Below are 24,299 nucleotides of genomic sequence, written 5' to 3'. Positions count from 1 at the left end.
ATAAGATAGCATTTTTGTCAATCAAAACTCCGTTATTGCTGATTTATGTCTTTAGGGATAGTTATCTGCAGCTAACAAAGCGCTGTGGCATTGCGAACAGGCTTAATCGGTTAAATCTAACTAATTGTTACGCAATAAACTTATCCTAATACTGACTCGAAAATTTTGTGCTAAAGTAGCAAAGGTAATGTCAGCGGCGCCTTACTGTACTATGGCACTTTGAGTGGTCTTGGAAAATCTATCTAACCTTGATGGTTTGACCTCTCCAGCCTTAAAAGGTGGCTATGATGGGGACGGTTTGATAGCTAAGATTGGCGCCAATTGAGATGTAGTGAATTGATGTTAAAAGTAAAATTTTATGATGTTTTACCGCTTGATTAACGCTTTCCCTTTGGGGCTAATTTGAGCATGCGTTTGGGGTCTTATGGTGTTTTTTGCCGTGGGTCGATTGAGCAGTAACTAGGTGTTAGTTGGCAAGATGATGATAGATGTACCTATTTCGCAGCAAGATCTTGATAACTTGTTGAAAGATTTAAACTTGGTTGCCGAGATATCGAACAGTAAAGCGATATTAATAGCATGGAATGCTGCGGGTGAACTTAGCAGTATGTTAAGTTCAGATTCTGCGGCTGACAGTGAAATCCAGGCACTACTCTGTCATTTAAGCGGCAATCACTCGGCGAAAACCCTACCTAATGCAACATTATCAGCGGCGACATCATCAATAGCTACACAGTCAAAAGCTGTTCCTTCAAATACGACATCGACACTCTCCTCCAATACGTTTGAAACTTCCGTTGATGCTCAGTTAGCCCAAGAACAGTTGATTAGCCCAAACGAGTCGATTTCGGTATTACCGCGATTAGCTCACCATCAAATTACCTCGTCATTATCTGTGTCAGAGTTAACTGAGCTAGTCAGTCAGTCGCAATTGATCATAGATACTCGGCAGCACTCAGATTGGCGAAGTTGTAGCTCAATCGGCAGTGTGATTTGTTTGTCTCTCGCTTGGCCATCTGGGGCAAACTTTGGCTTTTTATGTTTTTATCACCATGAGGCTCAAGGCGTAGATTCGAAAACGCTGCGACTTGCCAAGCTTATCAGCGATAGCATTCAATACCGGCTAGGCGAGATATTAAGCCAACATAGTGCGGCAGAAGCATTAAGCCGAGGTGCGCCATCGAATATCGATACGGTCGACTTACAAAGTTTTATCGATAGTTTTGAAGAACATATTTGGATGAAAAATGCCGCTGGTATTTACACTCTCTGTAATCGCAGCGTCGAAAAAGCGTGGGAAATGCCCCGCAGCGAGATTGTCGGTAAATCCGATGCCGAACTTTTTGGTGAGGATATTGCGGATATTTTCCTAGAGGGTGATAGGCTCGCTATCGAGTCTGGCATGCCTATTATTGTCGCTGAGTGTTTAGATGGCGGTGAAACTAAAAATCATCTTTGGTTAGAAACGCTTAAACTCCCAACCTTAAATCCCCACGGTGAATTTGTGGGCGTTATCGGTATGACTCGCAATATTTCCAAGCATAAAGCGGTTGAAGAGCAGCTAACATTGGCGACCAATGTGTTTAAAAACTCGGTCGAAGGTGTGGTTGTGACCGACAGGCACGGCAATATTACCGACGTTAACGGCGCCTTTTTTGAGATCACAGGTTATGTTAGGGATGAGCTGATCGGTCAGAATCCGCGGATTTTTAGCTCGGGTCGCCATGATAAAGCATTCTTCGACAAACTGTGGAATGCCCTGTTGGCAAACGGTAAGTGGAATGGTGAAATCTGGAATCGGCGTAAAAACGGCACTATTTTCCCGCAAAATATCACCATAAGTACGATTTATGACGAAGTCGGTGATGTGCGTTATTTTGTCGCGGTGTTTGCCGATATTTCTGCCCAGAAAGAGAATGAAGCGCAGCTTACGCACTTAGCCTATTTCGACCCGCTAACGCATTTGCCTAATCGCATGAAGTTTATGATGCAGCTCAAACAAGAAGTGCGACAAGCTAAGCGGCTGAATTTGCAGTTAGCGACTGTGATGATTGATGTCGATTTGTTTAAGCATATCAACGACAGTTTTGGCCATAGCATAGGTGATGAAATGCTGGTCGAGCTTGCCAAGCGTTTACGCAGCCAAGTGGGCGATCAAGATGTGTTATCACGTATTGGTGGCGATGAGTTTGTGGCATTAATTTCGGGGATTGATAATAGCGAAGATGCTACGGTTGCCATTCATCAATTGCGGCAAGTGTTTGAACAACCGTTTATTGTGAGCACGGGCGACCACTTGCGTTTGACCGCGAGCATGGGCGTGTCTTTGTATCCAAGTGATGGAACGGATGCAGACACTTTACTGCGTAACGCCGATGCGGCCATGTATCGCGCTAAAAATGATGGCCGCAATAATTACGCTTTTTATACTGAGTCCTTAACGCAGCAATCTTTTGAACATCTTAAGCTGCAAAGTGCTCTTTATGGTGCGATTGAGCAAAATGCTTTGTACTTGATGTATCAGCCAAAACTCGACTTAGTGACTCGAAAAACCGTGGGATTTGAAGCGCTGCTGCGTTGGCATGATCCTCAACTGGGTTTAATTTCGCCCGCGGTATTTATACCCGTGGCGGAAAAAATTGGTCTTATCCATGAGATAGGTTTATGGGTGTTAGAAACCGCCTGTCGTCAGGGCATGCGTTGGCTTAGTGAAGGCAAACACTTTGGCCGCATTGCGGTGAACGTAGCCGGACAGCAGTTACAGCGCAGCTCCTTTGTGGATGATGTAAAACGTGTCTTAGCTGAAACGGGCTTGCCCGCCAAACACTTAGAGCTTGAAGTGACCGAAAGTGTGATGATGCAAAATCCCGATCTTGCAATCCGTGACTTAAAGCGACTTGGCGATTTGGGCATAGAATTATCGGTTGATGACTTTGGCACTGGTTATTCATCGCTGAATTATTTGAAAAAACTGCCCATCCATAAACTGAAGATTGACCAATCCTTCGTGCGGGATATTCCCTTCGATACTAACAATACCGCGATTGCTAAGGCTGTGATTGCGCTTGGACATGCGTTGAAGCTCGACATTATCGCCGAAGGAGTGGAAACCAAAGAACAAGCCGATTTTCTGCAACAAAATCAGTGCGATCAAGCCCAAGGTTATCTCTTTAGCCGTCCGCAACTACCAGAAGATCTCGACGCATTTCTATCGTGATGTTGGCGTATTGCGAGTCTGATTGTAAGTCTGACTCATACTGGGGTTGATTTAGTTTCGCCCGATAGAACCACAGGGCTAGCGCTATGGCGCTAGTCGCTTGGGTTTGTGTCTGCTAAAATTCTGGCCATTATTTTTAGTGGTTAACTGCAATGTCCTTTAGTGCCTTATCCTTAAACTCCACCTTAGTGAATACCTTAGCGGAACTTGGCTATGAGTCGCCAACGCCCATCCAGCTAGAAGCGATTCCCGCCATCTTGACCAAACGGGATGTGATGGCTGGCGCCCAAACGGGTACAGGCAAAACCGCGGCGTTCGCCTTGCCCATCTTGCATCATTTGTTGGCACTCAGCCCCGCGCAAGAGCTAACAGCGGCAAGACCCGTACGCGCATTGGTTTTAGTGCCGACACGTGAACTGGCTGTGCAGGTACAGCAGAGTTTTGTTAAGTACGCTAAAGGGACTGATATCCGTATCGGCATCGCCTACGGTGGCGTGAGTATCGATGCACAGGTCGCTGTGTTTAATGCAGGGATTGATGTGTTAATTGCTACGCCTGGCCGTTTACTCGACCACCTCAGACAAGGCGCATTGAGTCTTAAGCAATTGAACGTGCTTGTGTTTGATGAAGCCGACCGTATGCTCGACATGGGTTTTATGGATGAAATTCAAGCCGTGATCAAGCAAGTGCCGAGTGACAGACAAACGCTGTTATTTTCTGCCACCTTAGATGCCGCCATCTTCAGCTTAAGTAAAACCTTACTGCGCGATCCAAAGTTGATTGAAGTTGCCAAGCGCAACACGACCGCTGCTGAAATTGAGCAAGTGGTTTATACCGTCGACGCCGACCGTAAAACCGAACTCGTCAGCCATCTGGTACGCAGTAAAAACTGGCATCAAGTGCTGATTTTTAGCCGCACTAAGCAAGGTGTCGATAAATTGGTTCAGCAACTCAATAAAGCCGATATTAGTACTCAGGCGTTTCACGGTGACTTATCCCAAGGTGCGCGCGAGAAAGTCTTGCAGGAATTTAAACAAGGCAAGATTCAAGTGCTAGTGGCCACGGATGTTGCTGCCCGAGGCCTAGATATCGTTGAACTCAAGTATGTGATTAACTTTGAGCTGCCTTTTATCGCGCAGGATTATATTCATCGTATTGGCCGCACAGGCCGAGCGGGCAGTGCAGGGCTTGCCATCACCCTTTTTAGCCAAGAGGATGCTCTATTACTGGAAGAAGTCGAAGTCGTATTGGACAAGCGTTTACCACAACAATGGTTACCCGGTTTTGAACCCGATTTTAATAAAATGGACACCGAACCAAGGCGTAACGGCAAAGCGGCCCAAAAACAACGTGCCAAAAAGCGCGCTCTGGGCGGTAAGAAGCGTTAATTTTTTATAGGAGTTTGTGTAGCGGTGTAAAGTTAATCATGTTTATCGTTTCACCGTCAGTTAGCGTTTTAATATGATTCGGCCTTTTTGAATTTTTTGGATGTTGTATGAAGCGATTGATGCTGTTTTTGGTTTTTATCTTGTCTATTCCTTCCGTGATCATCGCTGCATTTGTCTTTGAGGACATAGGAGGACATATTTTATTCTCTTGGTTCTCATTTACCCTTGGTCTCATCGGGATTGGTGGAATATTGAGATTTAGAGAGGATCAATTTTTAACATACGATATCGTTGAAGGGACTATTATTTCACTGGATGAAAATACCAGATACAGCCCAGAACATGAGCACTTCAGGTACCAACAAATTTTCATTAATCCGGTTGTAGAATATTTTTGGCAAGGAAAGCGTTATACAAGAGGAACTCTGATTAATTATGACGAACAAGCTTACACTCGGTTTGGACCTCAAATCGGTGACAAGATCAGTTTATGTGTTCCAATCAATTGCCCTGAAGAAGCGATTGAAAACAAATTCCTATCTAGATATATACATTTAATCATTGGTTTAATTTCTATTTCGATTTCAATCGCACTTGCTGTATTACTCTTCTCGTACTGATTTTTGCCGTTTTCATAGGTTTTAGTGATGGCGGAGCCAATCGTTAGCAACAATGCGTATGTTTTAGATGGTCAAGTCCAAGCAGGTGATCTGAGTTATATATCTCATTCTCAAACTACCCAAGCTAGAAAATCTCAAACCATCCGAGCTAGCAAAGCTTAATTGTGGAAATAAAATCTCAAATTGCGTTCCATGAGCAGAGCAAACAAAAAGGGCTTAACCTTGCGGTTAAGCCCTTCTGGTAAAATTGGTGGGGCGGCGTCATCTGAATTGATAGGTTATGCATTTGAAATTTAATGTTTTGTTTTAGTTCAGTCTCTATTGATGTTACATCTAGTGTTACTAAAATCAATAGCTAGCGTTTGTTAGTTTGTAGCCATTCGCATTTGTACCCACCGATATACCCACCATTTAAAAATGGCTAGGGTGAATTCCTAGATTAGCCGTTTGGGAATGAAATAAGCCAAATTACTGTTGATCCTTAACTTTTGTATCATCAACTTTATTTGCATTTAGTTTGTTGAGTTTTTCCGTTAGCTGTCGGTAATTTTTTTGTTCATCTTTACTGAAAAGGGTAGATGTTCTTTCAATGAGATCAAGTAACTCGCTGCAGTATACGTGTAAATCATTAAAATTATTAGATAATGTGTCAATCTGCTGATTTTTTTCTGCAATGCTTTTCTGGAGCATAAGATAACTATCAATTGGTGGTGTTTTTAGCGCTTGTTTGGCGGCTTTTGCTGCATCCCTTTTTTCCTTTTCGATGCTTTTTGCGATCTCTTTTTGTTCTATTAAATTTTGGAAGTTTTTGTCAATCAGGTTTTCTAGGGCTTGATTCAGTGGCAATTTCACCTTGACTGCCAATTCTCGAAGTTGAGAATGATGCTTCGTAGAAATTGGGTAGGTAATTGATACTTTACCATTTTTCTTGTTTTCCTTTCTCTGAATGACACTCCGCCAAGCATCCTTCATATTGCGGACCAATAATAACTCATTGCCATAATGCTCTTTGTACTCCCCAAGTCCAATTTCGAACGAGACTTTATCGAGTGATTTGTTTGCTCCCGAGGCTGAAGCAACTGGATAGGGAAGTATTATTTTCTTTTCTAAAAAGTAATCCTCAGCCCACCTGACCATATCCACGTTCTTGAAGTCTATCCAATCGAATGGACCTTTAGTCTGAGCCATAGATTACCTCTTATAAAACGTCAATTTAGATTATGAAGTCATAACAGTAGCTTTTTCTAATAAACATTACTTAGTTTAGTACTCAAACCTTTACTTAATTTGATAACTAAATCATGCTACTTTGTCAATGTCTTAATTGATTGCTTAATTGCGTGACTTAGTCACATACTCTGTTTAATAGGTACTTTTTACGCTACTAAAGTCAGTTTTTGTTTAAGTTAACGAGGTGAAAATGTACCTAAATGCCATCAGTATTGAATTATCTTTACCTAAAGAAAACCACCTCGTACAAGGTGGTTATTTAGGACGTCTTATTGCAAAACCTGAACTGAAATTCTTTTTTATTCGACTGATATATCAATATGGTATCGATGAAATTAGTGGCGTTAGTATTGAGGCGTTAGCTAAGGCTTTAGGTGTTTCTAAGAACACTTTCGTTGATGGAATGACGTTGTTATGCCGGATTGGCTTTTATCGAAAATCGTTGAGTAAGGCTAAAAGTTCTTCAGGGAAAGGACGCCCAGCTTGCGTGTATAGCCCAACTGATAAACTCAATGAAAAGCTGCAGCGAGAAGATTTAGAATGTTACTGGAAGGTATTGATTCAGGATTTATTGGTTGATTGTGGCGACACTCAAGAAGGCCTGCGACATCCATTAAAATTAGCTAATCGATTACTACTTATTACTTTTTTAATGCATGCCGATGAATTTGGTGAAGTGCGTACGCTTGGATATGCACAGTTGTATAAACTTACTGGTATGTCCAAGCAACAGCTGGCCTCACAGCGGAAAAACTTAATCAGCCTTGGCTACATAAATCACTACCAGCCAGGTACACCAGAGATAACCAAGAAAAGAAGACCACAAAGTAAGAGTTGCTACTTCATAAATACCAGCCTTACAAAATATCCTCCGATTGGCGCTAAACCCGCACGTCCTATTGCCTTGGTGAATCAATGGGAGTTGAATCTATACATGCTGTTACAAGCTGCGGCAGACACTGAAATGACTAAAGAGGACTTTAATGGCGATATAATTCTCGCTGAACATAAGCGTGTTGAAGCACAAAAACGATTCAGTGCCATTGTAAATCTTGAAAATGCGTGGAAGTGTTCTAGGTATTTCTATGAAAAATTTAATACAAGACATGGGTTTAAAACTCTAGACTTGCAAGTGATTTCATACGCATCTTTAATGCTAACCAAACATTGGGATCTGTTTTCAAGAAAAAATCTGCATTACAGTGAGCTTACGATTGTGTCTAGCCTTGAGCGGCAGGTGTATGATTATTTCTTACGAGAAGAGATGATGCTGGAAAGCTTTTTACTCAAAAATGTGCAGCTAAGTGCAGAGGAATTGGCAAAAATAATTTCTGACACGCTTATGAGCATCAGCTTTGGATTAGCAAAATTTGTTTATCGAGAATTGACTGAATTTGTAGAACACAAACCTACAGACATTATTTGCAACCTAACTATTTGTCCCATGACGTATGTTTCTCCAACCATGCACATGCCAATCAATGTGCTACTTGCTGAGAAATAGTAAGCAAACGAGAGATCTTAATTATTTAATTATCGAGTAATGTGATATCCCTTCGCCCTTGCTCGCCCGATCTACCGCTCAATGATTGACGGGGATTTCAGTTATTGCGATTGTCTGTTTGTTAATACTACAACCCTGTAGTCATACCTACTACTCAATAGTATCCACTCGACCAGTATCTCTACCACTACCTTACCCATGAACATACAGAGTTAGCTGCCATCATAGGCGAGCTAACTTTTGCAATTGATATCAATCACTTTTTGGCTTTTGAGTTATAAATTACACAGACCCCATACGTTATGTAACTTAACCAATATGGGAAATCAACATGTCAAAACGTCACACCTCAAACACTAACCTTACCGTCATCAGCAATGGCCAATACCAAGGCCTCAATGTTTATCCTAGGCCACTAAGCGCTGAATACTTAAGCGCCATTCTACAGACCTTACAGGCTGCTATGAATGAGCACCCTCGTACCTTCATGGTGCGGTTTGATTTACATCTACCACAGCTTAACTTTCGCGACTCACCTGTAGTTTATGATTCAACGGTGATAACCAAGTTCTTTAAATCTCTGGATGCCAAAATCCAGCATGATAGGTTAATCAAGGGCCGTGAGGGTAAGCGGGTGCATCCTTCTACTCAGCGTATTATTTGGGCAAAGGAGCGAGCATGTGCAGATACGGACCATTACCATATCGCTATCTTCCTCAATAACGATGCCTATAACCATCTCGGTAATTACAATCGGTTTGGACAAAACCTGAGTACTAAGATTGTTGAAGCCTGGGCCAGTGCTTTGCGGTTAGATGATTACAGTACTCGGCATTTAGTCCATTTCCCTGAGGATACTCCTGTTTACTATCTCAATCGTAATGCACCGAATTATCCTCAAACTTTTGCGAGTGCTTTCTTCCGCTTGAGCTATCTGGCCAAGCTAGAGACTAAGCATTATGGCGATAGAACACGTTCATTTGGCTGTAGCCGAGTGTAGGATTCGCATTAAGTCAGGTTGCTGGTGGGATTAAATATTGAGTTCTTTCACAGCTCGTTGTCGCAGGTTAAAACGTTTGATGTATTTCATTAGGCGTTTTTATTGTCATGCAGTTGATTAATAAAGTTTTAGTATAAAGTCAACCTGATGAACAGAGGTCTTCACCGCTAGCGAAGTCATTTCAGAGGGGCGTTGATATCGGTCGTTGGAGCGGATTGTAAGCTATCGCACTATTGTTGCACCTGTGTTTATGTTTGGTTTCGAAATTGTTTTATTGTGTAACTCTTTGTTTGTGTTTTTATTGCTCACCCTGCATTTTGCAAGGGTTTTATTTGTTATTAGATTTCGCTTAATTGTTAATTTATGTTGTTTTGATTCTTGTTAACGGTTATAGCTCGTTTGTTGCTATTTCAAACGGAGCTTGATGATGTATACCAACCCACTAAAAACCCTATTAGTATTTTTCCTCACTTTCACCACGTCTTTCTCTGTTTTCGCAGATACCGAAACAGTGGCATTAACAGGCGCTTTTCGTGTTAATGAAATGGGGGCGGCAACCTATTCTTTGCCGATAGATGCGGCGCCAGGAAGAGGTGGCATGAAGCCTTCTGTGGCGATTTCTTATTCATCTTCAGGCGGGGATGGATACTTGGGCTTGGGTTGGGGGATACAAGCGGCCTCAGTAATCACTCGTTGCCCTAAGACCATTGAGCAGGATGGTTTCTTACAAGGTGTTCAATTAACAGATACTGATAGTTTTTGTTTGGATGGCCAGCGATTGATCCTTGTGAGCGGTCAAAATGGTACCGATGGTGCGGAATATCATAAAGAGATTGATGATGCGTCGTTGATTACCGTACTTGGACGAGCTAACGGCGGTGGTCCAGGGGCATTCAAAGTCGAAACTAAAGCGGGTGAAACTTTTTACTACGGTGATGTATATACCCAAGCGGGTAAAAATTTTGTAACAACATCAAATTCGAATAACCAAAGTGACTCGTATCAAACTGCATTGAAAAATGGCAATGAAATTATTCATGCTTGGAGTTTAAAGGCGATTGAGGATGTGGTGGGCAACTACATTAGCTACCATTACATTAAAACTAACGATGAACAGTATTTATCCAGCATTGATTACTCAGGACATACTAACGGCGCATTGCCCTATAAAAAAATTAGTTTTGATTACGGCGCTCGTCCATATCCTAAAAAGGGCATAGTTTATGGTTCAGCGGTTTCACAGACAAAGTTGCTCAACAAAATTATCTTATCGACTGATAACCAAGTTGAAAAAACCTATTATCTCACCTATCAATTAGCGAGCTCTCTGGCTGGGTTTAACTATCTCGATAACATCCGAGCCTGCGTGGGGACCGATACCGCTGATTGCACCCGCAGCATTCGTTTTACTTGGGAACGCAACAATATCCCAAAATCGCCAACTTATAAGCCCTATACAGGACTGACGCCAGCTAACAATTTAAACATTCCTTCAGGTGAAAATCTGACCGCCAATATTTTTGATATGGACGGTGATGGCCAAGCCGATATCGTGTATGTCAGAAACGGCGCTTGGTATAAACGCTCTATTGCCTCGGGTATTGAGACGAAAATGACCAGCACAGGCGCCTCGCAACATGCTTATGCCCAAACGATTGATTTTGATGGTGATGGGCAGAGGGATTTACTTGTTGCTGCTAGTAATAGTTCACCTTGGCAGGTGCTTTCATTTAAACCATCAGAAGAGAATGTTCGAGATTGTGAGCCTGATGGTAATGGTGGTCGCTTGTGTGTTGATAGTACTCGTACTGTGCAATATACACTGACCTCCCTAGGACGTACGGCGATTGGACTTAATGGCAGCGCGATTGTCGCGGATGTAAACGGTGATTCACTAGAAGATATCGTGTTCCTCGATGCAGGCCAGATTAAGTGGTATAAAAACTTAGGCGGTGGGAGTTTTGCTGCTGCGGCGAGTTTATTGACCTTCCCGTCCGGGGCTACTGCCAGCCCAGGTATTCCGCAAATTAATCATACAACAAAAGGGTTTGAGTCAAGTGCACTGTTAGACGTCAATGGTGATGGATTAACGGACTTGTTGTTGAAAGTCAAAAAGATAGTTAGCTATTGTTCCACCGGCAAGGGGGTTATTTACGATACAAGCCCGGGAGAGTGTAAGGTGGATTTTAATGGCGTTTGGAAACAAAATATATCTGATAACTGGATACTTTATGTCTCAACGGGCAGTGGCTATAAAGAGCAGCAAATTATCACCATTGTATCGGGAATGGATACCTTACGGGCTGCTGATTTTAATGGCGATGGACTCACCGATATTGCCTATGTGAAAAACAATCAATGGTATATCCAACTGTCCGATGGCAACGGCTTTTTGCCTGCTATTGCGACGGGAATAACCACAGATAACGATAAGAAGCTAAACACCTATTTTGTGGACATTACGGGTAATGGCCGAGCAGATATCATTGCAAAATCAGATCTTCTTAAATCTACTATCTATATGTCTGAACCAAACTCTGCAAATGGGATGACTTCTTGGGAGGCTTCAGGCCAAATCGACCATGTAACTGGACCTCGTATATATTTTGCTGATATATATGGCCTTGGAAAACTTGATATTATCGTTACTTTTAATAACAATTGGCAGGCCAATTCTCCTCTTTCACCCAAATACAACAACACTATCAAAGCGATTACTGATGGCTTTGGTGTGACCACTATGATCAGCTATGCCTACTTAACTGAGCAGCTTAATGGCCAAAGTCGGGTTTATAAAACCCAAACCTCCAGTCACCTTGACCATTCAAAAAACTTCTCCATTATCGCGCCACTGCAAGTGGTTGCTGAAGTCAGTACACAGGCCAGCAGTACTGGTGGTGTCAGTGTGGCTTATGAATATGGTGGATTACTCGTTAATCGTTTAGGTCGCGGTTTCGCAGGTTTTGAATTACTCAGAACGATTGATAAGCAGTCTGACGTCATCACTGAAACTATGTATGACCAAGTATTTCCGCGTATTGGGTTACCCATTGCGACCAAGCAGAGTTATCAATCACAAGCGTTATCTGAGGCAAGAACCAATGCTGATTTTGTGCGCGATAGCTACGGGGTATATCGACAAACGAGTCTCTCTAGCACAGATATTACTCGTCAGTACGGAACGGACCATGTGGTTCGGGAACTTACGCAAGTTGATACTCAAAATAGTTATGATGATGCTGGGAATGTTGTCAGCAGTGAAGTCATCACCCATGACTTACAAACCAACACTGCGGTATCTACCGTTTCTATCAGCAACGAATACAACGGTGCAGGAGGCGGCGCCAGTAAGGGGCGGCTCAGTCATTCAGTCGTCACTAAATCACGGGCTGGTCAACGAGACAATGTCCCTGATGTCACCAATGAGAGCAGTTTTACTTACTTTGATAACGGCTTAATCAAAGACTCTATTGTTTCGCCTAATGATAATCGATACCAAGTCACTACCTCTGTCACCTATGACGTTTATGGTAATAAAACCACAGAGTCAATTACGGCTGGGACTAAGGCTGATGGTTCTGTCCCCCAAACACGTATCAATAGGAGCACTTATGATGCGAGAGGGCGTTATTTAAAAACCACCACCAACACACTGGGTGATACGGCAACCTATGGTTATAACGGCACAACGGCCGATAGTGTTACTGGGTTGATAACTAAAGTCACGCTAACGGATGCGAATGGCCGAAAGTTAACTAAAACCTCAGACCGCTGGGGTAGGCCAATTAGTGAGTTAACGCCCGACGGTGTTGCAACACAATTCAGCTATCAACTTTGCAGTAGTGCGGGATGCCCTCAGTTTTATGACGGTTATTTGCTGACCAAAAAATCAAAAGCAGGAACACCAACGGAAAGTGTCGTCAGTGATAAATATGGCCGTACCGTGGGGAGTTTACTTGTTGGCTTTGATGGTACTGTCATTGTTAGCGGAAGAAAGGAATATGATAAATACGGTCGCCCAGTTAGAGACTATGAGCCACGTTACGATTCCGTGTCCACGTATTTCACTGAGCTTAGGTATGACAACTTTGGCCGAGTCATTGCACAAGTTAACCCCAATAGAGGGGAGACATTAGTTGACTTTTTAGGTTTTGAAACCCGAACCATTGACCCTTTAGGAAATCAAACATCCGGAGTCGTGGATGCGCTTGGGCTTCAGTCTGTTGTAACTGACTCCTTAAATAACCAGCTGTATTTTGTCTATGATGCATCGGGTAACCTACTTAAGTCTTATGTGTCGGGTAATGGTACTGAGGTTGTCAGGACGCAGTTGATTTATGATGATTATGGCCGCAAAACTACTTCGATTGATTTAGATAAAGGCACGTGGAAGTACACCTATAACGCCTTTGGTGAGCTACTCTCTCAGACGAATGCTAATAGTCAGTCCACCTTCTTTTACTACGACACACTCGGGCGGCAAGTGCGTCGAACCGAGCCTGAAGGTGCCTCCTGCTGGGTATATGGTACTAAAACGGCTAAAAATGCGGGCTTATTGGTTGCTGAAAAACGTTATGACACCATTGTGAGTGATTGCAGCGCTGCAGGTGCTGCCCATCAAAAGACCACGAACTATGATGAATTGGGGAGATTAAAATCCACAACCACCACGATAGGTGCATTGAGTTATACCTCAAGTGTCAGCTACGATGCTCAAGGGCGGGTGTCTGAACAAAGCTATCCTGAAAATCTGCTGACCGTTGTTAACCATTACAATACGTCTGGTTACTTGTATAAACGTACCGACAAGGCAACGGGTAAAGCCTATCAAACCATCGAGAAAATGAATGCGAAAGGGGGAGTTGAAAAGGTTATCTATGGCAATGGTACAGAGGAGTTAACGGCTTATGATGCCGAGTCAGGTTGGGTGAGTGATATTCAGCTCAAGCGCTCAGGCGCGATATTGCACGACCTGCATTACGAATTTGATGATGTCGGAAACCTCACTTACCGTAAGCATGAGTTAGCGTCAGCATCAACGACTTTTGCCGAAACCTATAGCTATGATGACCTTTATCGCTTGTACGACAGAACAATCAATATCACCTCTGGTGGCGTCTCTTTGCCGAGCGGCTTTAAGCTCACTCAAAGTACTCGTTATGATGATTTTGGGAATATCACCTCCAAAACAGGGGTAGGAACATATCGTTATGATGCGACGAATCCTTATCGCTTATTAGATATCTGTAAGGAGGGTGGTTGTGGTGCGCTTGACACTACACCTGCCAGTAAATCCTGCCCTGCAGGTTATGCACTTAATGCGGCTGGTACAACCTGCCAAAAAAGTGAAAGCCAATCTGCATCACTAAGTTACAACTATAGCTGTCCGAGTGGTTACACTGTTTCAGGTACCACTTGCTCCAAAACAGAAACCAAAGTCGCGCAGGTTAAAACCGAGCAGCGTTGTGCCAGTGGTGACAACTTTAATACGGCTTCGGGGAAATGCTTGCGAGATTTCACGATAGTGTCAGTAAAAGCCCCTTCTGGTGCAGGGATAGCTTGTCCCTTTAGTGAGCCTATGGGCGGTGGTTTACGCCTGTGGGAATGTACCGAAAAATATTCACCAACGCCTAAACAAGTCTATAGCTGTGATGCGGGTTGGACGGTAAGTGGTACTAACTGTTCGCGGACATTATCGCAAGCGGCAACAAAGACGCCAGTCTATTCTTGTCCCGCAGGTTGGTCTGTTTCAGGGAGTGCTTGCAATCGTACACTCACCGCGTCTATCACCTACAGCTGCCCTGCGGGTTGGACGCAAAATGGCGCCCAGTGCAGTCGTGCGCGTCAAGCCAGCTACGCGATGGTCTATGATAAGAACGGCAATATCACCAATGATGGCACCAGAACGCTTACTTATAGTTCCTACGATTTGGTCACCAATATTGCTAAAGGTAACGAATCCAGTCGGTTTAAATATGACGCCGCAAGACAGCGTTATGAACGCTATGATGTCAAATTGGAAGACGGGGTTTTAGCCTACTACACCACCTATTATGTCGATGGTGCTTATGAAAAAGTAGTGCGTACCGGCGGTGGTAAAGCTGCGCTCACCGAGCAAAAACTGTATGTGGGTAATTTGGTCATTACTAAACGCAGTAACAATAGCACGGATAGTTTCTTGTATTTGCATAAAGACCATCAAGGTTCTACTACGACCATTACGGATGCGGCAGGCAACAGTGTTCAGCAGTTTGTTTATGACCCTTGGGGTAAACAAACCGCAGTATTTGATACTGGGTTATTGGCCAACTATACCACTCCAGCCACCACTAAAGGTTATACCGGTCATGAGCATATTAGTCATTTGGATTTAATCCATATGAATGGTCGTATCTATGACGCGACTATCGGGCGCTTTATGCAAGCAGACCCGTTCATTCAAGCGCCAAGCGATACGCAAAGTTATAACCGTTATAGCTACGTGAAAAATAACCCCATGAGCTATACCGACCCCAGTGGCTTTTTCTTTAAGCGTCTTTATAAAGCGTTGATGGATATTGGAGGGGTGACTTTTATTCATCGACAGATTGCCAAAGTGGAAGGGCTTGGTTCGGCAATTCAAATTGGCCTAAATTATATTCCATTTTTTGGACAGTTGGCGTCAGCACACTTTGCCTTTGATGCTTCATTTGTCGCTACGGGGAGTTTAAGTTCAGCCTTTAAATCTGGTGCAATATCTTACGTAGCTTCAAGCTTGGCAACTAGTGGAATTAACGGTGTTGAAGGCTTTGTTGTTAGAAGTGTGGCTGGTGGTATTTTCAACGTTGTTCAAGGAGGTGAGTTCGGTCATGGATTTATCGCTTCTGGAGTCGGCATTCTTGGAGCTCAAGGCGCTGGAATGTTAGGTATTTCAGGGGTTGTGGGACAAACATTAGCGTCAGCGGTTATTGGAGGAACTGCATCACAGCTGAGTGGCGGTAAATTTGCTAATGGGGCGATGACTGCGGCATTTACAGTAGCATTAGAATTTCTCATGCGTGATAACGAGATCTTTGTTACAGGGAGTTCCGATGTTGATGCTAGTAAAATAAATCCAAATGATATTGCTAAACCTGAAATTGATTATTCTAAAGGATATTATAAATATGGAGAAGCCGTTGCAGCTTTAGAGCAGGGAATACTTGATGCTAAGACGAATGGAAATGCTAATTGGGAGTATGGCGGTATCACTGTATTAGCAAAATTTGGTGTTTATTATAATTCTAATATAGTGACTAGCCATCAGGCCCATGCTATCTATTGGTCTGTATCCACGTTAGACTCCATAGCTAGTCGAGTGCAAATTTTAGCACTGCATCATTATCATCCATTAGGTAGAGGTGTTGTAAAGCGAGCATTTTCAGATGCCGATATGACGACATTTAAAAACTTTAAAGCAAAGTGGGGCGGTTTTCAGGGGATATACTTAATTGATAAGTATGGAACTAGAAAGTTTAATGGAACAACTGATTATCGTGGAGTTGCATGTAGTGAGGGGATTTCTTTATGTTAAAATTATTCATCTTATTTTTTTTAGTAATATTTTGTGTTAAAGGGTGGACAAGTGACTTTAAAGACTCAGTTGTTGTATATGATTTAAATGTTGAGCCTACTTGCTATATTAAACTGAATGAAGATTATTGGAGGTGGAGGGATGAGGTCGGGTTAAGTAAAGATTTACGTAAGGATGTGGCCAATGCACTAAGAGGGTTGGATTTATTTGATTCATTAGGGAATGGCATTTCTTACGATAAGTTAAAAAGTGGATTGTGTGCCAAAGAGTTTATTTTTTCTGAGGAGGTGAATATTGCGATGAATTTTTTTAGTAAAGATATATTGCCATATGATTTATATTTTTTCACCATAAATAGATTTTATGGTCAGAGTTTCGTATCCACTGATGATTTGATTCAGGCTTTGATCGATGGAATGGTTGAGCTTGATAAACGCTTGAAAGACTAATCAATTCGTGGAAACCGTGATTAAGCTTAAAGGTAATGGTGTTGAAAATAGCAGTGCGACAAATACTGGGACATCAGTTGAAGTTACTGCTGATTCGCGAGCTATTGAAATGAAGTTTGTTGGCTGTGATGTATTAACACTTAATCCTAGTGAACTAGAGGCATTTAAAGAATCTTTAGTTGACAAAAGCAGAATGGATTTATATATCTGGTCAACTACTTCAAATCGTGTGGTGTTTGATACATCCAATATGAACTATTGGATATCAGAGTATTCTCCAATCTTGAGCTGGTCCTCTGAGAATATTGGTGGATTCCGAGCATTTTCTGTATTTCATGACAAATGGATGGCAAATTGGCAAATTGGCAAATTGGCAAATAGAAAATAGAAAATAGTTTCATTTTAGCAGGTGCTATTGCGCCAGCAATGGCGGGACAATATTACGCATTAGGTATGGGTAACTACCACTATTATTTGACCAATTTTGAGAGGAAACACTAATGCGAAATACCTATATAGTGTTATTGGTGTTGTTGATAACAAGCCTAGTACAAGGGTGTGCCTACTATAGTTACAGTACTCGCACTGCTTACGGTGTGCAAAAAGTGGATATCGAAGAGTATTTAGGGCCAATTGATATAGGATATGATTCTCCCATCTTAAGTCCTGTCATCACTTTTGATAATGGTGTGCAAGTCAAGTTTTATATTTCTGGAGCGTATAATTATCCACCCAAAAAAACTGATTCAGAATATTTTAATAACGCAAGAATTGAGATGTTTATCACTTCATTAAAAGAAGGGATACAGCTGAATACAAAGCGTATAATTCTAGACCAATACCGTATTGGTAAAAAAATACCCATTAAGTTTATAGAAAAAAAACGTTATCCAAGTTTGGCGAGAAACCAGCATGGACTATTGGTTTGTACATATCCAGAATTGAGCCAGAAGGCTTTTTATGATTTTTATAAAAAGGAGAGTATTGAGGTACCTTACATGACTAATCTCAAGTTAGAGTTAATAAAGGGTAGCGGTTTGATATCAAATTCCAATATTCTCTGTGGTGAATTAGTCGCGATGGATACTAATTTTGCTGGTGAGCAAGGATATTTTACCATTACACTGCCCTTTATCGAGGCGGGAAATACCAAAGAATACACAGTGCATTTCTATCCAGTAGGGACTCGTTACACCATTAAGTAACTCGCTCCTAGTTATCGGTGTTCGGATCAACGTTCCAAAAAGGAATTATTATGAATAGGATCTGGGGATGGGGATTAACTCTAATGTTATTCAGTTGTACGAGTATTGAAAATGGTTATTTCAATTTAAATACCCGTATCGAGTATTCTGAACATTTAAATAGTTTAAAAAATGACTATGGTGAAGGTCGATACTATATGTTTCAAGCTGTTGATTTCACTGAGACAGGTGACCGTCAACCTAGTTTAGCAAGACTAAAAAAACTAATTAGCTTACATGCAAATATCCCTGTTGATTGTAAGAAAAATATGGAAATCATCGATAGCACAAGGAATTTATATGAGGGTGGTGGGGAAAGCATTATCATCAAGTGCAGTGAATGATAGGATAAAATTACAGTTACATGAGCAGGCCTATGTTGAAACGAGTCATCAGTTATGTGATGTTTGCATGTTTACTCAGTGCCTGTGCTTCTGATCCGCTTTTTCGCGCTTTGGAAGACGCCGAAAAAGCACATAATAAGAAACAGCGTGAAACTTCTTTAGTGCTAATGGATTTGGATGAGATATTCCCTGATCCTCAAGTTCGAGCATTGGCGAAAGCGGCAGGAAAAGGCGATATCAAAAAAATCCGTGAGTTAGTGGCAAATGGGGTCGATGTCAACGCTCAAGGAAGGTCGACAGGCACGCCCCTGTTTTGGGCAATTTATAAGGGTAACCTTGAGGGCTCTAGTACTGTAATGCATTGGGCGACTAGAAATAAAGATAGTCGCTTTTTACAGTTGGCATTAGCCTATGGTGGCGATCCCAATCTTAAAGGGGGAATGTTTGATGCCCCACCTATTGAGGAAACCGTGGAGTTAGGCGGAAAAACGATACCCAGAAATTATTATCTGCTCATTGAAGCGGGCACAGATCTTAATATAAAAATAAACACAGATGCTACCTTGTTAACTGAAGCGGCCGGTAGACGTCGATACGATGTTGTTTTAGATCTATTAAATCGAGGCGCAGAATTTCAAATGGTTAACGGAATAGGACGCGTTGGTCTGTATTATTGGTTAGCCGAGCATGAGCGGGTGATGGATAAAAATGAAGACGCCTATAAACAGAAGAAAAAAGTTGAACAATGGTTACAAGACAAAAATATTGACTTCAGCATAATCACTCCTGGCTCAAAGGGGAATTCTGGCTAATAGTGTCCGAGGGTTTTTGAGTGGTAAAGTCAAGGCGTTAACCGTGTATTTTTATCTACCCAGTAAAGCCTATTAAGTCACTTGGTGTTGATTCGGTTGATGTATTGGCTCAATTAGTTTTGAGCTGATATGGGCGAGAGTGGAAGGAATGAGTGATGAAGTATTTGTTACTGCTTATCGGTCTTTGCTTGTGTGGCTGCACTTCCACCATTTTGGAGGTCGCCAGTGTGCCTTCAGTTAGCCCTTGGGAGCCAGTTCCTGATACAAAGGAATACACGTATAACAAAAACCTTGATGATATTATTGAGTATCCCGACGTTAATCTTTCGTTATCGCTGACAAATTATGAAACCAAGTACCGAGGGAATGCGATATTGGGTATAGAGATGAACCGGTGGCCCGATAGTCAGTTTAATAAAAATGAAATCATACTCGCATTGGGTGTAAAACCCTTAAAAAGTGATGTTGAGTTAGTTGCAAACAATATCGTGCTAATCATGAAGGTTGATGGTGTTGAGCAGCATTTCAAGCCATATATAGCAATGAAATTTAAAGATTATGATACTCAATTTTGTGGTTTTGATAACTCTTTGGGGGGATGGGGTACTCGCAGTGTCGATATTGCCGATAACAAAGAGAGTTTACGGCTCGGCAGTGAATTTGTAGATAACTGTTATAACCTGTACTTTAAATTCCCTGAAAAGGTCAAAGATGTGGATTTTGCTCTCGATTTTTCCGGCTCCCTGCTACCTCTGGATAATCATCAAGTCATCTATTTTCATAAGAAACTGATTAAGTGGATGTCATCTAACTAAAACGGACTAAATTTTCGATTTTACGAAAGACGTAAGTACATCTTGGGAGTTAGCCCCTCATTGAGTGCAGGTTTTATGAGAATTTTACATGTGTTACCTAAAACGGTTGCCATTGTACTTGCTGGCTTAAATTTAGCGGGCTGTCCCACTCAATTTAATGTTGAGGTTTTGAATGATAGCAGTAGTACCATCCACATTCTGTCTGGCTATTCAGATCTAGAGTTATCTCGGATTGAACCAGGTGAAGCAACCCAAGTTGCATATAACCTTGATTGTTTTAGGGTTAGGGCTGGAGAGCTGATTTATGAGTACAAACCTGTGATGCCACCAGCTCAGTATGTTCAAAATGGATTGTTTAGCTCGCTATTTAAAGCTGTATTTACAGGTGCTCAGGAGTTAAAAATTTATGTGGATGGTGAAAAGCAAAATGAATCGCTCTATCTCGTAAAAGGTTGTAAGTAATGTAAACACATTAAGCCGTAACTCTTTTGCGTTGCTATTTAAAAATAAAGTTGTTTTTGACAAAAAATAAGGAGGGTGAGCACCCTCCTTATTTTTAGATTTCCAGCTCGACAAAGTCCTTATCGATATCGTCCTGCTCAATACCGATATAGCGCAGGGTAGTTTCTTCGGCGCTATGCCTGAGCATCTTCATTACTCGGCCAATATCTTTGGTTTGTTGATACAGCAGATAGCCTCGCGTCTTACGCATTGAGTGGGTGCCTAAGGCGATTTTGAGCTCTTCACCAATCATCGCTAGGGCGCGGCAAATATAGCGGCGCGATAAAGGCGCGGGTTTAATGTGCTTTGCCCGTTGATTACGGTAGGACTGAAACAGATAGATATGGTAAGGATGCTCGCGTTGAATACGCTGTATCCGTTCCAGCGTCTTTTGGTTGAGTTTGATATTGGCAATTTTGCCGGTTTTAGATTCCTTAATGATAAGTCTATCGCCGTGGATATCACTGAACTTAATCGAGAGTAAGTCAGAGATCCGCAGGGCGAGATTAAGGCCGATATTCCACACATCGGCCAGTTGCTGGCTAAACTGTCTTTCCAGTAGGTAGCTGATAAGCTTAACCGTATCTTGGTCTTTAACTGCGTGAACCTCAGGCATGGTCATGTTCCTCTTTTTTGCTATAGCGTGTTTTTGGGCACTTGCATTGCGCAGAGCCTTATTGGGCAAGGGGTTGAGTGTTCCCGTTTTAGGATTCTGGGAACTTCATTTGGCTAAGTGGTTTAATCCAAACTGACCTTCACCTTGTAAACGCCCATATCGAAATAAGTGGCAAAGTTTTGGGTAAATAAATCGATTAATGCTCTGCATTCCCGTTCGCCAATCCAGCCACTAAACAGGCTATAGACCTGCTTGCTGTTAAAGCAGATATCGATGTCTTTAACGAGCTCAGGGAAGGGATGGCCGCGAAAAGCAAAGTCGGTGACGTAGACTAAACGCCAATATTCCTGCTGTTTCTCAAGCCGGACTTCGACGGGATGAAAGCCACCCTCTTCGGCGCTGTAATCTGGATCTCTAAAATTGAGCGTAATCGCATTGGCATCTTTTGGATCGACGTCAGCCAGTTCCTTTTCAATGACTTGGTAAAAACGATTAGGCATTAATGGCAGTTGGTTACGGTTAATGATTAACTTCATGGAATATTCCTTGTTTGATTTACGCGCACACGCAAGAGCCTAGGAGCTAAAACTCCTAGGCTCTTGCTGTGTTTGCTGGTGGGGTAAAAATTGCGTGAAACGAGTCTGATGGAGCGTGATGAGGTATTAGGATGCGCTTTGGTGTTACAAGGTTATCGAAGGGGCGAGTGTTAATGCGGGTAGTGGTTTGTCTGCGGATTGATAGACAGCAATATACAAATAACCATGGCTGCCTAAGGTATCGGCCTCACAGGTAAAGTTATCGTGCTCAATGGTGACGCACTGCTGCTCTGTGGCATCTATCTCACCGGTGGCGACTAACCGCTCAAGTTGTTTAACTAATCTCGGGAAAGCGTGATTGAAGCGTTTGCGTTCTTCAGGGGAAAACTCACCGACAAAACTTGATCTGTCATTGAGATAATCCAAATGCAGACCACGCAAAATCAGTCTCGCACCAAAGCGGGGAGATACTTTACGGGGCAGGCCCCAGGCGTGCTCAATATCGAAAAGTTTTAGCGTTGTCATAGTGACCTCAATGGATGAAGGATGAAACTAAGGGAGTTGGTTGCTTGTTAGCGGACTAGCGAGAACTGTGATAAATGCCTTGGCTAGTACAAGCGGCGAATACAGCTGGCTAGCTGGCTGGATACAGGGCGGGTAATCGTTTTTAGGTATGCACACTCCAATTAGGCAGTTCATTACTGCCATGGTTAAAGTACACCCCATTGATCCCCCGCTGCCATTCACCTGTTGGAACACCATAACTGTCACAGGGGCAAACATAGCGGCAAAAGCTGATCTCCTTGGGCAAGTGCTCAACCACATCACGGTGAAAAACAAATAATACGGTTTTATGTAGCTCGCGGTGTGGTGCAACAACTGGCTTGCCAATCACTTGGCCCATGGCATTAAGTGGCCGCACAAACATCGGCAAAATCAGCTCAACTGTTAAGCGGTTACGCAGTTCAGGAAAAGCGGCGCAGGCTTCGGCGACACAGGCCTGAGAAAAGCTGTCGGTAAATTCAATCATGATGGACTCCTTGATTTGGCGTGGCAGGCTTTAACGCTGGCTAAAGTAAGCCTCGTTCAGCAAAGGACACCGGTGTACGACCAACCACAATATGGTCAAGCACGCGCACATCAATAAGTCCCAGTGCATCGGTTAACCGTTTAGTGATGTGCTTATCTGCAGCCGAAGGTTCAGATTCACCGGACGGGTGGTTATGGGCAAAGATCACCGCTGCTGCATTGATGGCCAATACTGCCTTAACCACCTCCCGTGGATAGACACTGGCGGCATCTAAAGTGCCAAAGAACAGCTCTTTAAACTCCAGTAATTGATGCTGGTTATCGAGCAGCATCACTGCAAACACCTCCCGCTCATAACCGCCGAGTTTGTAAGTTAAAAAATCCTTAGTGGCTTGAGGGTTGGTATACGCATCTTTCTTTACATAACGTTCGGCGATGATATTGGCGGCAGAGGCAAGGATCGCTTCGGCAGTTTGCGGCCAATGGTTGATCGGTTGGTTTAGCAATGGGGGCTTTACGGATTGGGAGGACAACGATTTTGTTGACATATCAGGCTCCTTGAAAGCGTTAATGGGCTTATGCACAGGAGTGATATATATCTGAAAAGATTTGGAAATAAGGAAAAAAGTTAAAAATTACTCGAAGGACATATGTGATGAGACAATAACCGAGAAACTCATCATGAAACTAATTCGCCTACCTAAAGTTATGGACTACACCGGTCTAGCCCGTTCCACTATCTACAAGTACATCGCAGAAGGAACATTTCCCAGACCCGTGTCACTCGGTAGCCGAGCTGCCGCTTGGGTGGAAAGTGAAATACAAGATTGGATTTTAACAAGAATAGAGGAGCGAGATGCCCAAAGTGCAACCGTTTAAGCCCATACCAACATCCGTTTTACGGCACATTAATTAACTTCAGGGTATCCCTTACAACCTCCTGCCTTCAAAGGCTAAGAGTGTCCTCCATTACTAGATTGAAATGCTTTTTTCTGGTGGAATCCTTTTATTAAGTAAGCCTATGAGCAATAACTAAAAACAACCTAACTAAACCAAGGGAACCACCGAAAACAAGCTAGGGTAAGGACAAAATTCAGAGCTTGCTTAGTTACTATTGCTAGAACACTACCAGCCTAACAACCAAGATTCATTAAGCACTGGAATGGCAAAGACTATTCAAATCGGGCACTAACTGACGTATAGACAAGCGTATAGCCCTCACCGGCATGCGCTTGTCTTGTCGCCCTGGTGATTAACATAAGGGGTGGATATTCCACCCCTTAGCTCTTCACCTTCAAAGTGTTTAACTCCAATTTTCAAACGACGAAGAGAACGTAGTTACATCGTCAAATCACCTGCCAAGAAAACCTGCGAAGGCTTTGAAGATACCCCAAGGGATAATGCCGCCTAACTGCGTGACAGCTTAGTACAAAGACTGTGTG

The 24,299-nt window shown here is 42.6% G+C and carries 20 protein-coding genes; 14 read left to right on the top strand and 6 right to left on the bottom strand.

The features are described from left to right. The first annotated feature begins 478 nt into the window (after window positions 1-478). From AYJ58_RS18130 to AYJ58_RS18120, 3 genes are all read left to right on the top strand, one after another. Entirely contained in the window at window positions 479-3,217 is a 2,739-nt protein-coding gene (locus AYJ58_RS18130) for a putative bifunctional diguanylate cyclase/phosphodiesterase (RefSeq protein ID WP_106651191.1), read from the top strand. A gap of 152 nt (window positions 3,218-3,369) precedes the next feature. Then, on the top strand, window positions 3,370-4,605 hold the full coding sequence (locus AYJ58_RS18125; RefSeq protein WP_106651190.1) for a DEAD/DEAH box helicase: 1,236 nt from the start codon (window positions 3,370-3,372) through the stop codon (window positions 4,603-4,605). Window positions 4,606-4,712: 107 nt separating this feature from the next. Continuing rightward, window positions 4,713-5,225 carry a hypothetical protein gene (locus AYJ58_RS18120; protein ID WP_014620650.1) on the top strand — a complete coding sequence of 171 codons (513 nt, stop codon included), beginning with the start codon at window positions 4,713-4,715 and terminating at the stop codon, window positions 5,223-5,225. A 468-nt stretch (window positions 5,226-5,693) separates the two neighbouring features. Here AYJ58_RS18120 and AYJ58_RS18115 read toward each other — a convergent pair whose 3' ends face one another. Next, entirely contained in the window at window positions 5,694-6,413 is a 720-nt protein-coding gene (locus AYJ58_RS18115; protein WP_106651189.1) for a hypothetical protein, read from the bottom strand. 232 nt (window positions 6,414-6,645) lie between these two features. On the opposite strand from AYJ58_RS18115, the gene AYJ58_RS18110 reads away from it, so the two are divergent. From AYJ58_RS18110 to AYJ58_RS18065, 10 genes are all read left to right on the top strand, one after another. Continuing rightward, a complete protein-coding gene (locus AYJ58_RS18110; RefSeq protein WP_106651188.1) occupies window positions 6,646-7,959 on the top strand; it encodes a hypothetical protein in 1,314 nt (437 codons plus the stop codon). A 331-nt stretch (window positions 7,960-8,290) separates the two neighbouring features. Next, the gene (locus tag AYJ58_RS18105; protein WP_106651187.1) at window positions 8,291-8,959 is read left to right on the top strand and encodes an inovirus Gp2 family protein; all 669 of its coding nucleotides are present in this window, start codon (window positions 8,291-8,293) and stop codon (window positions 8,957-8,959) included. A 424-nt stretch (window positions 8,960-9,383) separates the two neighbouring features. Further along, on the top strand, window positions 9,384-16,511 hold the full coding sequence (locus AYJ58_RS18100) for an FG-GAP-like repeat-containing protein (RefSeq protein ID WP_106651186.1): 7,128 nt from the start codon (window positions 9,384-9,386) through the stop codon (window positions 16,509-16,511). Then, window positions 16,505-16,960 carry a hypothetical protein gene (locus tag AYJ58_RS18095; protein ID WP_106651185.1) on the top strand — a complete coding sequence of 152 codons (456 nt, stop codon included), beginning with the start codon at window positions 16,505-16,507 and terminating at the stop codon, window positions 16,958-16,960. Before AYJ58_RS18100 ends, AYJ58_RS18095 begins: the two co-directional genes overlap by 7 nt. Before the next feature lie 7 nt (window positions 16,961-16,967). Further along, window positions 16,968-17,348, top strand: a complete 381-nt coding sequence (locus AYJ58_RS18090; protein ID WP_106651184.1) for a hypothetical protein — start codon at window positions 16,968-16,970, stop codon at window positions 17,346-17,348. Between the two features lie 112 nt (window positions 17,349-17,460). Continuing rightward, window positions 17,461-18,165 (top strand): hypothetical protein, encoded by a 705-nt coding sequence (locus tag AYJ58_RS18085; RefSeq protein WP_106651183.1) that lies wholly within the window; start codon window positions 17,461-17,463, stop codon window positions 18,163-18,165. A 50-nt stretch (window positions 18,166-18,215) separates the two neighbouring features. Further along, window positions 18,216-18,548: a hypothetical protein gene (locus AYJ58_RS18080; protein ID WP_106651182.1), complete on the top strand. Its 333-nt coding sequence runs from the start codon at window positions 18,216-18,218 to the stop codon at window positions 18,546-18,548. Window positions 18,549-18,580: 32 nt separating this feature from the next. Beyond that, window positions 18,581-19,360 (top strand): ankyrin repeat domain-containing protein, encoded by a 780-nt coding sequence (locus tag AYJ58_RS18075; RefSeq protein WP_106651181.1) that lies wholly within the window; start codon window positions 18,581-18,583, stop codon window positions 19,358-19,360. Window positions 19,361-19,515: 155 nt separating this feature from the next. After that, window positions 19,516-20,175: a hypothetical protein gene (locus tag AYJ58_RS18070; protein WP_106651180.1), complete on the top strand. Its 660-nt coding sequence runs from the start codon at window positions 19,516-19,518 to the stop codon at window positions 20,173-20,175. Between the two features lie 60 nt (window positions 20,176-20,235). Beyond that, window positions 20,236-20,637 carry a hypothetical protein gene (locus tag AYJ58_RS18065; protein ID WP_071939159.1) on the top strand — a complete coding sequence of 134 codons (402 nt, stop codon included), beginning with the start codon at window positions 20,236-20,238 and terminating at the stop codon, window positions 20,635-20,637. A gap of 94 nt (window positions 20,638-20,731) precedes the next feature. On the opposite strand, the gene AYJ58_RS18060 is transcribed toward AYJ58_RS18065, so the two are convergent. The 5 genes from AYJ58_RS18060 to radC form a co-directional block, all read right to left on the bottom strand. Then, window positions 20,732-21,292 carry a tyrosine-type recombinase/integrase gene (locus AYJ58_RS18060; protein WP_106651864.1) on the bottom strand — a complete coding sequence of 187 codons (561 nt, stop codon included), beginning with the start codon at window positions 21,290-21,292 and terminating at the stop codon, window positions 20,732-20,734. Between the two features lie 122 nt (window positions 21,293-21,414). Further along, window positions 21,415-21,828 (bottom strand): DUF2787 domain-containing protein, encoded by a 414-nt coding sequence (locus AYJ58_RS18055; RefSeq protein ID WP_106651178.1) that lies wholly within the window; start codon window positions 21,826-21,828, stop codon window positions 21,415-21,417. A 144-nt stretch (window positions 21,829-21,972) separates the two neighbouring features. Continuing rightward, window positions 21,973-22,353 (bottom strand): type IV toxin-antitoxin system YeeU family antitoxin, encoded by a 381-nt coding sequence (locus AYJ58_RS18050; protein ID WP_106651177.1) that lies wholly within the window; start codon window positions 22,351-22,353, stop codon window positions 21,973-21,975. 142 nt (window positions 22,354-22,495) lie between these two features. Beyond that, window positions 22,496-22,858 (bottom strand): hypothetical protein, encoded by a 363-nt coding sequence (locus AYJ58_RS18045; RefSeq protein ID WP_106651176.1) that lies wholly within the window; start codon window positions 22,856-22,858, stop codon window positions 22,496-22,498. 40 nt (window positions 22,859-22,898) lie between these two features. After that, window positions 22,899-23,405: a RadC family protein gene (gene radC, locus AYJ58_RS18040; RefSeq protein WP_232790833.1), complete on the bottom strand. Its 507-nt coding sequence runs from the start codon at window positions 23,403-23,405 to the stop codon at window positions 22,899-22,901. A gap of 133 nt (window positions 23,406-23,538) precedes the next feature. Between radC and AYJ58_RS18035 the strand changes: the two genes are divergently transcribed. Next, a complete protein-coding gene (locus AYJ58_RS18035; RefSeq protein ID WP_106651862.1) occupies window positions 23,539-23,736 on the top strand; it encodes a helix-turn-helix transcriptional regulator in 198 nt (65 codons plus the stop codon). Window positions 23,737-24,299 lie beyond the last annotated feature (563 nt).

Origin of the sequence: Shewanella sp. Pdp11, from assembly GCF_002838165.1 — a bacterium.
GTDB classification, from domain to species: domain Bacteria; phylum Pseudomonadota; class Gammaproteobacteria; order Enterobacterales; family Shewanellaceae; genus Shewanella; species Shewanella hafniensis.
Note: the sequence above shows the minus strand (reverse complement) of the source record. Positions and strands in the feature narration are given on the sequence as shown.

Coding starts and splice junctions, on each gene's coding strand:
- AYJ58_RS18130 (WP_106651191.1), top strand. CDS start 479: ATGATGATAGATGTACCTATTTCGCAGCAAGATCTTGATAACTTGTTG.
- AYJ58_RS18125 (WP_106651190.1), top strand. CDS start 3,370: ATGTCCTTTAGTGCCTTATCCTTAAACTCCACCTTAGTGAATACCTTA.
- AYJ58_RS18120 (WP_014620650.1), top strand. CDS start 4,713: ATGAAGCGATTGATGCTGTTTTTGGTTTTTATCTTGTCTATTCCTTCC.
- AYJ58_RS18115 (WP_106651189.1), bottom strand. CDS start 6,413: ATGGCTCAGACTAAAGGTCCATTCGATTGGATAGACTTCAAGAACGTG.
- AYJ58_RS18110 (WP_106651188.1), top strand. CDS start 6,646: ATGTACCTAAATGCCATCAGTATTGAATTATCTTTACCTAAAGAAAAC.
- AYJ58_RS18105 (WP_106651187.1), top strand. CDS start 8,291: ATGTCAAAACGTCACACCTCAAACACTAACCTTACCGTCATCAGCAAT.
- AYJ58_RS18100 (WP_106651186.1), top strand. CDS start 9,384: ATGATGTATACCAACCCACTAAAAACCCTATTAGTATTTTTCCTCACT.
- AYJ58_RS18095 (WP_106651185.1), top strand. CDS start 16,505: ATGTTAAAATTATTCATCTTATTTTTTTTAGTAATATTTTGTGTTAAA.
- AYJ58_RS18085 (WP_106651183.1), top strand. CDS start 17,461: ATGCGAAATACCTATATAGTGTTATTGGTGTTGTTGATAACAAGCCTA.
- AYJ58_RS18080 (WP_106651182.1), top strand. CDS start 18,216: ATGAATAGGATCTGGGGATGGGGATTAACTCTAATGTTATTCAGTTGT.
- AYJ58_RS18075 (WP_106651181.1), top strand. CDS start 18,581: ATGTTGAAACGAGTCATCAGTTATGTGATGTTTGCATGTTTACTCAGT.
- AYJ58_RS18070 (WP_106651180.1), top strand. CDS start 19,516: ATGAAGTATTTGTTACTGCTTATCGGTCTTTGCTTGTGTGGCTGCACT.
- AYJ58_RS18060 (WP_106651864.1), bottom strand. CDS start 21,292: ATGCCTGAGGTTCACGCAGTTAAAGACCAAGATACGGTTAAGCTTATC.
- AYJ58_RS18055 (WP_106651178.1), bottom strand. CDS start 21,828: ATGAAGTTAATCATTAACCGTAACCAACTGCCATTAATGCCTAATCGT.
- AYJ58_RS18050 (WP_106651177.1), bottom strand. CDS start 22,353: ATGACAACGCTAAAACTTTTCGATATTGAGCACGCCTGGGGCCTGCCC.
- AYJ58_RS18045 (WP_106651176.1), bottom strand. CDS start 22,858: ATGATTGAATTTACCGACAGCTTTTCTCAGGCCTGTGTCGCCGAAGCC.
- radC (WP_232790833.1), bottom strand. CDS start 23,405: ATGTCAACAAAATCGTTGTCCTCCCAATCCGTAAAGCCCCCATTGCTA.
- AYJ58_RS18035 (WP_106651862.1), top strand. CDS start 23,539: ATGAAACTAATTCGCCTACCTAAAGTTATGGACTACACCGGTCTAGCC.